Annotated in this window: 12 protein-coding genes; 3 read left to right on the top strand and 9 right to left on the bottom strand. The window is 61.7% G+C overall.

What is annotated here, in order from left to right:
- Positions 1 to 179: 179 nt before the first annotated feature.
- Positions 180 to 1,325: an acyltransferase family protein gene (locus FHT69_RS19655; protein WP_047613918.1), complete on the top strand. Its 1,146-nt coding sequence runs from the start codon at positions 180 to 182 to the stop codon at positions 1,323 to 1,325.
- A gap of 29 nt (positions 1,326 to 1,354) precedes the next feature.
- On the opposite strand, the gene FHT69_RS19650 is transcribed toward FHT69_RS19655, so the two are convergent.
- The 6 genes from FHT69_RS19650 to FHT69_RS19625 all read right to left on the bottom strand — a co-directional run bounded on the left by FHT69_RS19650 (position 1,355) and on the right by FHT69_RS19625 (position 5,930).
- Positions 1,355 to 2,494 carry a PAS domain-containing sensor histidine kinase gene (locus FHT69_RS19650; protein WP_047615404.1) on the bottom strand — a complete coding sequence of 380 codons (1,140 nt, stop codon included), beginning with the start codon at positions 2,492 to 2,494 and terminating at the stop codon, positions 1,355 to 1,357.
- Positions 2,494 to 3,282, bottom strand: a complete 789-nt coding sequence (locus FHT69_RS19645) for an alpha/beta fold hydrolase (RefSeq protein ID WP_063476460.1) — start codon at positions 3,280 to 3,282, stop codon at positions 2,494 to 2,496. The genes FHT69_RS19650 and FHT69_RS19645 overlap by 1 nt, the downstream gene beginning before the upstream one ends.
- Positions 3,283 to 3,369: 87 nt before the next feature.
- Positions 3,370 to 3,906: a GXWXG domain-containing protein gene (locus tag FHT69_RS19640; protein ID WP_183905849.1), complete on the bottom strand. Its 537-nt coding sequence runs from the start codon at positions 3,904 to 3,906 to the stop codon at positions 3,370 to 3,372.
- 153 nt (positions 3,907 to 4,059) lie between these two features.
- The gene (locus tag FHT69_RS19635) at positions 4,060 to 4,623 is read right to left on the bottom strand and encodes a biotin transporter BioY (protein WP_047614436.1); all 564 of its coding nucleotides are present in this window, start codon (positions 4,621 to 4,623) and stop codon (positions 4,060 to 4,062) included.
- 24 nt (positions 4,624 to 4,647) lie between these two features.
- Complete coding sequence (locus FHT69_RS19630) at positions 4,648 to 5,256, bottom strand: energy-coupling factor transporter transmembrane component T family protein (protein ID WP_097542830.1); 609 nt, start codon at positions 5,254 to 5,256, stop codon at positions 4,648 to 4,650.
- Positions 5,256 to 5,930, bottom strand: coding sequence for an energy-coupling factor ABC transporter ATP-binding protein (locus FHT69_RS19625; RefSeq protein WP_183905878.1), 675 nt, complete (start codon positions 5,928 to 5,930; stop codon positions 5,256 to 5,258). The genes FHT69_RS19630 and FHT69_RS19625 overlap by 1 nt, the downstream gene beginning before the upstream one ends.
- Before the next feature lie 449 nt (positions 5,931 to 6,379).
- On the opposite strand from FHT69_RS19625, the gene FHT69_RS19620 reads away from it, so the two are divergent.
- A complete protein-coding gene (locus FHT69_RS19620) occupies positions 6,380 to 7,570 on the top strand; it encodes a winged helix-turn-helix domain-containing protein (RefSeq protein WP_183905848.1) in 1,191 nt (396 codons plus the stop codon).
- A 169-nt stretch (positions 7,571 to 7,739) separates the two neighbouring features.
- Here FHT69_RS19620 and ribB read toward each other — a convergent pair whose 3' ends face one another.
- The 3 genes from ribB to FHT69_RS19605 all read right to left on the bottom strand — a co-directional run bounded on the left by ribB (position 7,740) and on the right by FHT69_RS19605 (position 13,327).
- On the bottom strand, positions 7,740 to 8,843 hold the full coding sequence (gene ribB / locus FHT69_RS19615; protein ID WP_029867871.1) for a 3,4-dihydroxy-2-butanone-4-phosphate synthase: 1,104 nt from the start codon (positions 8,841 to 8,843) through the stop codon (positions 7,740 to 7,742).
- 12 nt (positions 8,844 to 8,855) lie between these two features.
- Positions 8,856 to 9,953 carry a chorismate synthase gene (gene aroC / locus FHT69_RS19610; RefSeq protein ID WP_029867869.1) on the bottom strand — a complete coding sequence of 366 codons (1,098 nt, stop codon included), beginning with the start codon at positions 9,951 to 9,953 and terminating at the stop codon, positions 8,856 to 8,858.
- Between the two features lie 200 nt (positions 9,954 to 10,153).
- On the bottom strand, positions 10,154 to 13,327 hold the full coding sequence (locus FHT69_RS19605; RefSeq protein ID WP_063476464.1) for an EAL domain-containing protein: 3,174 nt from the start codon (positions 13,325 to 13,327) through the stop codon (positions 10,154 to 10,156).
- Between the two features lie 255 nt (positions 13,328 to 13,582).
- Here FHT69_RS19605 and FHT69_RS19600 point away from each other — a divergent pair, with 255 nt between their 5' ends.
- Positions 13,583 to 13,843 (top strand): DUF1344 domain-containing protein, encoded by a 261-nt coding sequence (locus tag FHT69_RS19600; protein ID WP_003569889.1) that lies wholly within the window; start codon positions 13,583 to 13,585, stop codon positions 13,841 to 13,843.
- Positions 13,844 to 13,992 lie beyond the last annotated feature (149 nt).

The following is a 13,992-nucleotide window of genomic DNA, read 5'->3' as shown; positions in this document are numbered from 1 at the left end:
TTGTTGCCCGGATTCCGGCCGTGACGGCAATAGACCGGAACGGAGACAGGGCTGCTGACGCTATCTGCCCGGCAAGTGGCCATACTGAGCCACGATTATAATTCCCACGCCAAATGCGAGTATATTGCACCAATGCCCAAGTCCAGGTAGTAGATGGCTAGGGTTTGGGGGGAATCGCTATGGTAAAATTTCAAGCCGGCAGCCCGTATATTTACGGTGTCGACGCACTACGATTTGTGTGCGCATTGATGGTGACGGTATTTCATCTTGGATTTGCTTCCTGGGCTTCGCCCTTATATCTGAGACCCTACAAAATGCCTCTGATTGAGAATGTCGCCCAACCCGGATGGGTCGGCGTCGAATTGTTCTTCGTCATATCGGGGCTCGTCATCGTCAACTCTGCCGCTGCAGCCACTCCGATGTCATTTCTCAAGGGACGAATTCTGCGGCTTTATCCGGCGGTATGGATTTGCGCATCACTGACGCTGATTGTCATCGCCACGCAAGATGTGAACAGACGTGTCATCAAGAACTACCTCAGATCGATCACTCTCTATCCCGGCGGCCCATGGATCGATGGTCAATATTGGACCCTGGCATGTGAGATCTGCTTCTACGCTCTGGTCTTCATCCTCTGCGCGACCGGTCAAAAGGTGAGGATACCTGCCTTGGCGCTCGGCCTGTCGCTGGCCAGCACCGTTTTCGTTGCCCTGTTAAACGCCTTTCCCGATTCAGACAGTCTGGCCATATTCACGGAGACGGCCTGGCGGGCCATCCCGTTTTATTATGGCTGCCAATTTGCCATCGGCATCTACATCTACATATGGCTTTTGTCTCAAACTCGGATGAGCCGAATTTCCTGGGTGGGTTTTGCCTGCGCCTTGGTGACTGGGGCTGCCCAGATATATATGGCGGGCGAAAATACCAGCGACCGCACTCTCGCCGCAGCCGGTCATTCCTTCTCGCCGCTTCCCGCAATCGCAATCTGGGTGGCGGGACTGATATCGATCGTCGCCGGCGTGACTTATGCCAGGCAGATCAGTCGTCTGCCGACCGGCTTCCTGCAATCGGTCAAAACCCTCGGCGCGATGACCTACCCGCTTTATCTTCTGCATTTCGCGATCGGCGTTCAACTTCTCGACTGGCTGACCGGTCTGGGGATGACACCGCTGCTGGCGCTGGCTTTGGCCGTTGCAATCATCTGTGCAATGTCGCTGGCTGTGTGCAAATGGGGAGAGCCTCCCATCCGCAGCATTTTACGATCGGTCTTCGACAGGCTTGGGCAGCGCGGTGCTGGTTTGCAGGCGAAAGAGTCTCGGGTGTAGGTGAGCCGAGGAGCCGCACGCCAGCTTGGTCAATCCAACGGCATCACAAAGGTGAAGCGTGTCTCCTCGTCATCGGAACTTACCATGATCGTCCCGCCATGGGCGCGGGCGATTTCCGAGGCGATGTGTAGACCGAGCCCCAATCCTCTTTGACTTGTCCCGGCTTCGCCTTTGAAGAAAGGTTGAAAGAGCCCTGTCATCGCATCGCTGGAAATCGGGGCGCCGCCATTGGCGATCCAAAGCTCCAGCCTTTGCTCGTCAGTTGCCGCAGAAAACCGCACCGGTTCATCCGGCGTTCCATGGGTCAGGGCATTGCCCAGAAGATTGGAGACCAGCTGACCGATCCGGCCGCTGTCGCAATTTATCGGTCCGTCGAATTCGATGCTTACCTCGATTGCGCGGTCGGGATGGCTGGAGCGGAGTTCATCGATGACCTGCCGCAAGATCGGCTCGAGATCCTCCACTTGCCTCTTGAGCGTGATGCCGCCGCCCAATTGTCCGCGCGCGAAGTCGAGCACGTTGTCGATCAGGCCGGACATGCGGATGACGCTGCCCTGCATCAAATCGAGAATTTTCGTGGCGCGATCGGTCTGCTCTTCCTTTCGCAGCATGCGCGCCGCGGCCGCGATCGAGGCAAGCGGGTTGCGCAGGTCATGGCCGAGGATGGCGATGAACTGTTCCCGCAGCTCGGCGGTTTCCTGTTCGAGCTCGAGCTGGGATTTGACCATGGCACTGGCCGCGTCCGCGGCGGCGCGCGCGTCGACCAGTTCCCGTTCATACCGGCGACGCTCGGCGGCCTGAAACATCGTCACACGGGTGAAAAGCAAGGCGCCGTCTTCGGCACGCCTTTCCATTGCATTGGCGAGCACGGGCAGCTTTCTGCCATCTGATGTCACAAGATCGAGGGCAACCTCGTTGAAAAACCCCTGCATGCGCAGCAAGGGCGCAAAATGGGTTTCGTAGAATATCCGGCCCGGCATGTTGAGCAGATCATGGAGCCGTTTGCCGAGAAGCTGATCGACAGGGATGCCGATCCAGGCCGAAAGCGTCCGGTTCACCTTGACGATGCGCCCGTCCGGCTGCAGCGAAAGATAGCCGCAGGGTGCGTTTTCGTAGAGGTCCTCGAGGTCCTCGGTCGGCGGGGAGCCTTGCGTGCCGGCGCCGGTCATCAGACGAACCGCCGGATTGCCGATATGACCTCGCCGGGAGCGCTGAGGTTGGGGCAGTGGCCACTGGCGTTCAGCACGACCAATTGACTATCGGGGATCTGTTGATGGACGAATTCGCCGATCTCTTCGGAGGCGATGATATCGTCGCGGCATTGAAGGATCAGCGTTCTGGCGGTGACGCGCTGGAGGTCGCTGCGATTGTCCGACGTGAAGGTCACCCGTGCGAAGGCCTTGGCGATCTCGGGATCGGTGCGGCAGAAACTGTTTGTCAGCTCTTCGGCGAGTTCCGGTCGATCCGGATTGCCCATGATGACAGGCGCCATGGCGGCAGACCAGCCCATGTGATTGTCGTCCAACGACTGCAGGAGGTCGTCTATATCAGCCGCGCTGAAACCGCCGATATAGTCACCGTCGTTGATATAGCGCGGCGACGGCCCGACAAGGACCAGGCTTTCAAACAGGTCCGGCGCCTCAAGCGAGGCGATGACGCCGATCATCGCGCTGACGGAGTGCCCGACGAAGACCGTTTGCGTCAGGCCGAGCGCGCGGCAAATTTCCACGAGGTCATCGGCATAACCGGATAGGGAAGAATATTTTCCGGCATCATAAGCCGCAAGATCGGATCGTCCCGCGCCGACGTGATCGAACAGCACCGTCTTGAAGTCACCTTCGAAAGCCGGCGCCACGAAGCGCCACATGTTCTGGTCGCATCCGAATCCATGCGAAAAGATCATCGCACGCTGACCATCGCCGCGGATTTGAACATGATTTCGATCGATGACGGTCATTTCGTCCTCTTCCCTGCTTTCGTAGCATGTTCGGGCTGTTTTGGATTGAGGAAAGATTATCCAGCCGCCAGCCGTTTGCTGCACAGCTCAGTCCATCACTTTCCGGAGCTTGAAGAAGAACCGCCGAGGGTCGTCGCGCACGCACATCATTCCGGCAATCTCGTCATCGTCAATCCTCCGGAAGTAGTCCACGATCGGCTGTTTGTCGTAGATCATCGCAGCCGTTTCGATGCCGTCGAGGGCCTGAAGCCGCAACGAAGCGGTCGTGCCTCTCGCTCGAAGCATCTTCTGCAGGTATGAGAACCAGCTGCGGGCGACGAACGTCCGGCCAAAGGGCGCCAACTTGATCGCCAGCCTAACCGGTAAGAAACTTGGCTCGAGCGGCACGAGTCGGCCCGGTCTCCACGTGAAGAGCAGGGCGTCCGCCCGCATGTCGGAATGGAAGCGCTTGCCAAACCAGTTGAGATTCTCGAGCACGCCGTCCAGTGGATGATCCGACGGAATACCGAGGCCGCTCCAAAGGCCGACCATCTCCTTCGGCTGGACAGGATCCAGCGAGCGGAACCAGGCAGCCATCTCCTCCTGCCGGTCGCCTCGCATGGGTTCTCCTTCAGGAACGTTCATTGCGGAAAAATGAAAGGAAGGTTTGGAAGTTCCCGCTCCTGCGGACCGGGCGGAGCGCCCGGTGAAGGCTTTCGCTTTTGGCCATATGCGTCTTTAAGCCCAACGGCCCCCGAAAGGGCCGTCGGGTATTCGTAGACAATAACGGCTTGTGCGTCAGGCGCGCGACGGCAGCAGGGGATAACCGACCATGACGGCACGGCCAAGCAGGGCTGCGACGAAAGCCTTGATCACATCGCCGGGAATGAAGGCCATCGAGCCGACGAAGGCTTTCGTGAAGCCGAGGCCGGCGACGGTGGCGAGATAGGTGATGCCGAAGGCGTAGAGCACGACGATGCCGCCGGCCATGGCGGTGAGGAAGAAGCTCACCGTCTGCACCAGAGCGGATTGCTGATGGTTGACCAGCCGTTCGCTGAGATAGCCGGTGACGAAGGCGGCAAAGATCCAGCCGATCAGGAAGCCGGCCGTTGGTGACGCGAAGATCGCAAGCCCGCCGCGGCCGCCGGAAAGCACCGGCAGGCCGATGGCGACCAGCACCAGCACGATCAGCACGGCAATCGCCCCGCGCCGGGCTCCGAGCACGACGCCGGCCATCATGACGCCGAGGGATTGGGCGGTGATCGGCACCGGAATGAAGCCGAGCGAGATCGGCGGCAGCAGGCCGAGCGCCACGATGATCGCGGCAAAGAGGGCGGTAAGAACGAGGTCGCGAGTGCTCATCATGAATTCCGTGTTTATTAATCTTTAACTCACATGCCGCCGAATACCGCGCGCGTCAATCGCCGCGGCGATATTATCCGCATCCCTGAGCGTCAGGATGATCAGCGGCGCAAGCAGCGTTATCGGCCGGATTTTCAGCCCGCGCGCCCTGTGCGCCTCGCAAATCGCCTGATAACGGCCGACGATCTCAGGCACGAAACGCAGCACCAGCCCCAGCGCCAGGCCGATATCGTCGGCCTGCACCCAGCCGGTGCGTTCGAGCGGGCGGGCAAGGGCGGTCACCTCGTCGATGAAGGAGGTGATCGACGTCGTCGCCGTCACCGTGGCGGCGAGCAGCATCAGTGCGGTCAGCCGCAGCAGGGGTACCAGCGCCTGCTGCCAGGGATTGAAGATCAGGTTGAAGAGCGCCACGACCGCAATCGTCAGGAAGATCGGGCGCAGCCGCCTGAGGGCATCGGCAAACGGCAGGCCGACCATGCCATAGAGAACCGCCGTCAGCAGCACGGCGATCGAAAGCAGGACGAGGTTCTGGCTGATAAACAGCAGGACGCCGAAGGCCGTCAGCGACAACAGCTTCAGCCGCGGCGAAAGCCGGTGCATCACGCTGTTGCCCTCGACATAAAGCGACTGCATCAGGCGGCGATCTCCCTGTAGCGAGCGATCGCCTCGGCAGCCGGCGCATCGGCGGCAAGCCGGCCCTCATGAAACAGCAGCACCCGCTCGAAATCGGCGATCAGGTCGAGATCATGGGTGATGACGATGGCGCTTTCCGGGAGCCCGGCGATAATCTTCTCGACCAGCGCCCGGTTCTTGAGATCGAGCTGGTTGGTGGGTTCATCGAGGATGAGAATGCCCGGCCCCGTCGCCAGCACCGAGCAGAGCGCGGCCACCTGCAGCTCGCCGCCGGAAAGCTCGTGCGCGCGGCGATCGGCCAGCGCCTCAGCGCCGAAGCGGGCCAGCACCGCCTGGACCTTCGCCTCGATCTCCGCCTTGGTGAAGCCGCGCCGCTTCAGCCCGAAGGCGATGTCGTCTTTGACGATCGGCAGGATGATCTGGTTCTGCGGCGATTGGAAGATGAAGCCGACATCGGCCACCGCAGATTTCTCATCGCCGGTGTCGCGGCCATTGACGGTGACGCGGCCGATCGACGGCTTGGTCAATCCGTTGATCAGCCGCGCGAACGTGGTCTTGCCGGAACCGTTCAGCCCGATGACGCCGATGCGTTTCCCACTGATGCCAAGCGTCAGCGGCTGCAGCGCCACCCGCGCCCCGAAACTGACCCCCGCACCTTCGAAACGAATATCCAAACCCATCCCTCGCATTTTTCGCCGGCGGAGATTGCCGATGCCGGCCCTCATCCGCCTGCCGGCACCTCTGCCTGGGTCGGGCCACGTGTCTCGACCCGTCCTTCGGACCCCCGCTCGCGGGGAGAAGGGATATGCCGCGCCGGCTTCCTTTACCCTCGACATTGCGTTTGGCACGTCCCCTCGCCCCGTTTGCGGGGAGAGGGTTAGGGTGAGGGGTAGCCGCAGCCATTGCGCCAACCTGACAGCAGTGCTTCTACACGGGGAATCGAGGATGATGAAAGCGCAAATCGCGATGTTGATATTGGCTCGATATTGGGTGGCCAGAGCAACTCCAGCAAAAGTGCGCAGCGGTTTTGCGTCCGGGATTGCGGAAAACAAAGCTAGCGCATTTCCGTGACTCGAAGAAAAACGGAATGCGCTAGGAAGATTTTCCGGATTATGATGCGGTCATGACGAATCTGCTTTCCAATTCCGACGCCCGCCGTGTCTTTCTTGCCAAGCAGGGCCTCAGCGCTCCGCCGAACCGCGCCTTGACCAAGGACGGCCTGCTGCAGCTCATCCATGAGCTGGGTTTCGTCCAGGTGGACAGCATCCAGACGGTGGAGCGGGCGCATCACCAGATCCTGTTTTCCCGCAACCAGACCTACAGGCGCGAGCATCTCACGGCACTGCTCGAAAAGGATGGCGCGCTGTTCGAGCACTGGACGCATGACGCTTCCATCCTGCCGAGCGCCTTCTTCGTCTATTGGAAACACAAGTTCCGTCATCAGGAGCAGGTCATCATCGAGCGCTGGCGCAAATGGCGCGGCGAGGGTTTCGAGGCGGCGTTCGCCGAGACCTATGAGCGCGTTGAGCGCAACGGCGCGATCCTCGCCCGCGAGATCAAGGCCGACGGTCACGTTTCCGGCGGCTGGTGGAACTGGCATCCGAACAAGACGGCGCTCGAATATTTCTGGCACACCGGCAAGTTCGCCATCGCCGGCCGCTCGAATTTCCAGAAGATCTATGATCTCACCGAGCGCGTCGTCCCGGCCGAGTTCCGCGAACCGGAGGTGAGCCGCGAGGAATTCGTCGACTGGGCCTGCCGCAGCGCGCTTGCCCGGCTCGGCTTTGCCACCCATGGCGAGATATCGGCCTTCTGGAACCTGGTCTCGCCCGATGAGGCCAAGGCCTGGGTCTCAGCCCATCGCGACGAACTGATCGAAGTGCTGATCGAACCGGCGCTCGGCGGCAAGGCGCGCCCGTCCTGGGCCTTTGCCGATTTCCTCTCGACCCTCGACGATTACCCCGGCGCGCCGCCACGCATCCGCGTGCTCAGCCCCTTCGACCCGATGATCCGCGACCGCAACCGCACCGAACGCCTGTTCGGCTTCTTCTACCGCATCGAGATTTTCGTGCCCGAGCCGAAGCGCGAATATGGCTACTACGTCTTCCCGCTGCTCGAAGGCGACCGGCTGATCGGACGCATCGACATGAAGGCGGATCGGAAGAAATCGACGCTCGACGTCAAACGGCTCTGGCTGGAACCGGGCGTGAAACCTTCGGCCGGGCGATTGGAGCGGCTGGAGGCGGAGTTGGATCGGGTTGCGCGGTTCGCCGGTGTGGAGAAGGTGGTGTTGCTCGACGGGTGGAGAGGGTAATCCCTTCTCCCCTCGGGGAGAAGGTGGCGGCAGCCGGATGAGGGGGCTTCATGGCACGCCGCTCAATATTGCCCTTCGCTCGCGCTCAGTGCACTCGCTCCTAACATCGCTCACCCCTCATCTGTCCTTCGGACATCTTCTCCCCGCTGGGGAGGAGAGGAGGAGCCGCTCAGCAGATCTCCGTCTTGCTGATCTTGATCCCGAAACCTTCCAGGCCGACATAGTGGCGCTCGCGGCTGGTGAGCAGCTTGATCGAGCTGACGCCGAGATCCTTGAGGATCTGGGCACCGAGGCCGATTTCCAGCCATTCGCTGTCGCGCGTCTGGGCTTCGGCATGGGCTTCGCGGCCCTGGTTGCGGGCCTTGCGGCCGTTGTCGTGGTGGCCGACGCCGACCGAGCCCTCGCGCAGATAGACGATGACGCCGCGGCCTTCCTCGGAAATCTTCCGCATGTAGAAATCGACCGGGCTGTTCTTGCCGAAGAGATCCTCGGCGACATTTTCCGGATGCAGGCGCACCGGGATGTCGACGCCGTCGCGGATGTCGCCGAAGACGACGGCGAGATGCTGCATCGGATCCCAGGGCAGGGAATAGGTATGAGCCTTGGCCTTGCCGAACGGCGTGTCGACGTCGAAGCTGGTGCCGAGCTCGATCAGCGTTTCCTTGCGCTGGCGATAGGCGATGAGATCGGCGACGGAGACGAGCTTCAGCCCGTGCTGTTCGGCGAAGTCGACCACCTGCGGACCGCGCGTGACGGTGCCGTCATCGTTGACGAGTTCGGAGATGACGCCGATCGGCGGCAGGCCGGCAAGCTTGCAGAGGTCGACAGCGGCTTCGGTATGGCCGGAGCGCATCAGTACGCCGCCTTCGCGCGACACCAGCGGGAAGATGTGGCCGGGGCGGACGAAATCGGCGGCGCCGACATTCGGATTGGCGAGGTTGCGCACCGTCAGCGTCCGGTCGTCGGCCGAGATGCCCGTCGTCGTGCCATGCTTGAAATCGACCGACACGGTGAAGGCCGTCGTATGGGCCGAATCGTTTTCCGCCACCATGGCGTTGAGGTTGAGGCGCTTGGCCTCTTCCTTCGGCATCGGCGCGCAGACGATGCCGGAAGTGTGGCGCACGATGAAGGCCATCTTCTCCGGCGTGGTATGGACGGCGGCGACGATCAGGTCGCCTTCGTTTTCGCGGTCATTGTCGTCCATGACGACGACGATCTCGCCGGCTTCGAAGGCCCTTATGGCGTCGACGACGCGCTTTTGGTCATAAGACATGGGCGAGCGCTCCTATTTCAGACGGCCGGTCTGGCCGCGGTCGCGAAGATAATGGTCGGCGATCGCGCAGGCGACCATCGCCTCGCCGATCGGCACGGCGCGGATGCCGACGCAGGGGTCGTGCCGGCCCTTCGTTCGGATGTCGACATTCTTGCCATCGGCATCGATCGACTGGCGTTCGGTCAGGATCGATGAGGTCGGCTTGACGGCGAAACGCGCCACCACCGGCTGCCCGGTGGAGATGCCGCCGAGAATACCGCCGGCATTGTTGGAAAGGAAGATCGGCGTGCCGTCATTGCCCATGCGCATCTCGTCGGCATTGTCTTCGCCCGAGGTTTCGGCAGCGGCAAAACCATTGCCGATCTCCACGCCCTTGACGGCGTTGATCGACATCAGCAGCGAGGCGATATCCTGGTCGAGCTTGGCATAGATCGGCGCACCGAGACCGGCAGGCACGCCTTCGGCGATCACTTCGATGACCGCGCCGATCGATGAGCCGGTCTTGCGGATGCCGTCGAGATATTCCTCCCAGACCGGTACGATCGCCGCATCCGGCGAGAAGAACGGGTTCTGCCCGACCTGGTCCCAATCCCAGTTGCGGCGGTCGATCTTATGCTTGCCGATCTGCACCAGCGCGCCGCGCACGGTAACACCTGGTACGACGAGGCGGGCGATGCCGCCGGCGGCAACCCGTGCGGCGGTTTCGCGCGCCGAGGAGCGGCCGCCGCCGCGATAATCGCGAATGCCGTATTTGAGGTCGTAGGTATAGTCGGCATGGCCGGGGCGGTATTGCCGGGCGATCTCGCCGTAATCCTTGGAGCGCTGGTCGGTATTTTCGATCAGCATGGAGATCGGCGTGCCGGTGGTCGTCATCGTCTCGCCATCGGCGTCGAGCATGACGCCGGACAGCACCTTCACCAGATCGTCCTCGCGCCGCTGCGTCACGAAACGGGATTGCCCTGGCTTGCGCTTGTCGAGCCAGACCTGCAGCTCCTCGAGCTTGAAGCGCAGCCCCGGAGGGCAGCCGTCGACGACGCAGCCGAGCGCCGGACCATGGCTTTCGCCCCAGGTGGTTACGCGGAAGAGGTGACCGAATGTATTGTGCGACATGTGTTCCCACGGTGGCGCGCCAAAGCCGGTTGCGCCATTGCTTGAAAAGGCGCGACACTCATAGGCCAAAAAACCGTCCAGGCAAAAGCCTTTCTTTGCGTCAAACCGGCAGGTGCGGAAATGCTGTTTCGGTCTTCTGGCGCGACCATCTTTTCGCGGGCTGGGAAGGGGTCAGGCTGAGGCCGATCGGCGGGCGGCGGTCATGAGGCCAGCCGCCACCCCGTTCCTGTGGCTTCCGCAGAGAAATCCTCGAAGGAGAGGGGCCGCGAGAAGGCAAAGCCCTGCAGGATATCGCAGCCGAGATCGCGCAGCAGTTCGGCATGCGCTGCCGTCTCCACCCCTTCGGCCACCGTCTCGACGCCGAGCGAGCGGGCGATCTCGATGATCGAGCTGACCAGCGCCCGCTCCTGCGAGGCGTTGACGATCGGCTTCACCAGTTGGCGGTCGATCTTCAGCCGCTTGGGCTTCAGCTTCAACAGGCTGACGATCGAGGTATGGCCAGTGCCGAAATCGTCGATCTCGATATCGATGCCGAGCGCCTTGATGCGTTCGAGATTCTGCGAGGCAACATCTTCGCTCTCGTCGAGAAAGATCGATTCCACCAGTTCGAAGGAGAGTTCGCCGGGGCGGATATGCAGATCGGCGAGCGATTCCAGAAGGCTGCCGTCATGCAGCCGCCGCGCCGAGACATTGACCGAGACTTTGGGCACGGTGATGCCGTGCGCCGCCCAGCGCATCTTGTCGCGCAGCGCCGTTTCCAACACGATCCGGTCGAGCATCTGCACGACATTGATCTCGTCGGCGATGCGCAGGAACTTGTCCGGCGTCAGCAACCCCTTGGAAGGATGCTTCCAGCGCACCAGCGCCTCGACGCCGGTCAGTTCCATCGTCCGGGCCGAGAATTGCGGCTGGTACCAGGCGGTGAATTCGCAATTGTCGATGCCGGCGAGGATCTCGTCGGCCGTGCGCTTGGTGTTGATGATATCGGCCTGGAGATTGTGATTGAAGAATTCGAAGCGGTTGCGGCCCATGCTCTTGGCGCGGTAGAGCGCGATATCGGCATTGATCAGCACCTTGCGTGCATCGACATGGATGCCGTTGGCAAGCGCCACCCCGATCGACACGCCGCAGCGGCAGGAGAAACCCTGGAAATCGATCGGCTGGCGCATCTCCTCGATGATCCGCGCCGATAGCTGCGCCATCTCCTTATCCCCGACGTCGAGCGCGAGGATGACGAATTCGTCGCCGCCGATGCGCGCGACGACGTCGCTGCCGCGGACATTCTTGGCGAGCACCTTCGAGGCATGCACCAGCATCGCATCGCCGGCGGCATGGCCGAGCGTGTCGTTGATGTCCTTGAAGCGGTCGAGATCGATGTGCAGGATCGAAAATTTCTGCCGCTGTTGGCGGCCGTCATTCGTCAGGCTTTCCAGGGCGATGTCGAGCTTTCGGCGGTTGGCGAGTGCGGTCAGCGGGTCGTGCAGCGAATTGTGCTCGATCCTGTTCTTGGCAGCCTCGAGCTCGATATTCTTGGCGACCGCCTCGTCCTTGGCGGCCTTCAGCCGGATCGTCATCAGCACGTCTTCGGTGGCGTCGAAGGCGATGCCCATGATCTTCATCTCGCCGGTCCCCGTCTGGTGGACCTTGCCGACCGAGCGCACATAACGCACCGAGCCGTCGTCGACGATCACCCGGCAGACGAGTGTGTGCGTATCTCCGTTCTGCCTGAGGTGGCGGGCGCTTTCGAGTGCGAGAGACCGGTCCTCGGGGTGGATGCAGCCAAGCCAGGTCTCCTCGGTCATGAAGCCGTTGCGCGGCGCAAGCCCATAGAGCTCGTGCATGCGCTCGTTCCAGATCGAGCCGCCCCGGCCGGGCCGCGCCTCCCATATGCCGCACTGATAGGAATTGAGCGCCAGGTCGAGCCGGCTCGAAAGCTCGGCGAGCTGCCCCTCGCGGCTCGACAGCTCTTCAAGCGCCAGCTCCAGCTCGGCATTCTTGACCTCGCTCATATCCTTGGCCTTGCGCAGCGTGTCGGTGGTCACCGCATCGGCGGTCACGTCCCAGACGATGCCGATCGTCTTGCCGACGCCGCCGGCATCCGTATAGAAGGCGCCGACCGAGCGCAGATGCCGGATGCCGCCGTCGCCGAGCAGGATGCGGTATTGCGCCGTGCAGGCAACGCCGGCGACGCTGCAGCTGAAGAAATGCACCTCGGCGGTTTCACGGTCCTCGGGCAGGACCGCCGCCAGCCATTCGTCGAGCGCCCGGCTGCCTTCCTGCGCCGGCTTGCCGTGCAGGGCCGCCGCGCGTGCGTCCCAGAGCAGGCTGCTCGAATCATCCTGCAGCTCCCAGATGCCGATATTCGAAGATTCCAGCGCCAGATTGAGCCGCTGCGACAGTTCCAGCAATTTCGCTTCGCGCGTCTCCAGCTCGGTAATGTTGCGATTGCGCTCGCCGAGCAGGAGAGTCGCGAAGAAGATCGGGATGATGATGATGCAGCCGGCGGCAACGACGATCAGCCGCAGCTCGGTCTGGTTTTCCGGGATCGCGTCCCAGCCGCTGTTCGGCACGACGGAAAGCTCCCACTTGCCGCCGGCAAAGCCGATCTTCTGGCGCATCGGATCCTTGGCGTCGATATCGGACGACCCGAAGAAGGGGGCTGCCGTTGCGCTCGCCGCCGGCAAGCCGATATCGCGGATGGCGATGGAGAGATGGTCGAGATGCGGATAGCGTTCCTGATTCTCACGGTCGCGCGCCGGCATCAGCCCGGTCGCCTCGTAGAACATCTTCTGGTCGATGACGAGCTCGACCGCTCCCCAGATCCGCCGCTGGCCGTTCTCCTTGACGAAGACCGGGAAGAATATGGCAAAGGCACCCCGGCCATCGGTGCTGACCGGACCGTAGAAGCGCGCCGACTGGTCGCCGGTGGCGGGCGTTATCGCCTGGCGGAAGAAGAGGGCTTCGCGCACGTCGCGGCCGATCCGCTCAGTGCCCGATTGCGGCGGGTAGACGTTGCTGACGATGAAATCAGGTGCGACGGCGATATGAATGAAAGGCGGATTCTGGATCAGCAGCCAGTTGATCTGGCGCTCCATCTCGTCCCGGTTCGCCGCGCTGACGGAGATCAGGTTCGCAAGGTCGCGGACGATGCTGAGGTCCATGCTGATCTCAGCCATGACCCGGGCGCGGATGAGATTCGCCTCGCTTTCGGTGCGGATATGAAGTTCGCGTTCATAAGCTGCAGTATTGGCCCGGTCGAGGCCGAAGCCGACCATGATGACGACAAGGGCGACGAGCGACGAAACCAGAAACGAGACGCGGGTATTCTTCAACACGCGCCGCAACTGCTTGCTGTCGCTGAGCCTGGATAACAAAATGAAACTCCCCTGTTGGCGAGCAACTGTAGGACGCGCGGGTTAATTTACGATTGCCCGCAGGCAGTGCCGAAAAATCCTGGGAAGGGGAAAACCGCAGTGAATGCGGCATCTTGATTATATTTAAAATCCTATTCATCAATTGGGCGGGAAAAGCCATTCTTACGGGCAATTTTCGCCATATTCAGGAGCTTATCTGTGGCCAGTCATTTTTTCGTGCAGCCTCTCGTGCAGCGTTTCAAAAGGATTGTCGCCATGCGTTTCGTCGTCGCCACGCTTTTGGCAACAGCAAGTTTCCTGTCGCCGATGAGCGGTTTTGCCGAGAGCGCCGATGTCGAGGCGACGATCAAGAAGGTCGATACCGCCAACCTCGTGCTGACGCTCGATGACGGCAAGACCTATCAGGCGCCCGAGGAATTCAATTTCGACGGCCTCGAGGCCGGCGTGAAGGTGATCGTCTTCTATACCGAGGTCGACGGCAAACGCGTCATCAACGATCTCGATATCGTCAAATAGGCAATTCTCTGCAGTATGACCGGGTGAGGTCGCGCTCATGGTTGCCCCTCACCCTAGTCCTCTCCCCGCTCGCGCGGCGAGGGACGTGCCCTACGAGATGTAGATGGGGACGGAGAGGGCGCGGCATGTCTCTTCGCCCGGTTTACGGG

Source organism: Rhizobium sp. BK008, assembly GCF_014197345.1.
Lineage (GTDB): Bacteria > Pseudomonadota > Alphaproteobacteria > Rhizobiales > Rhizobiaceae > Rhizobium > Rhizobium anhuiense.
This window is presented reverse-complemented; position numbering and strand designations above follow the sequence as displayed.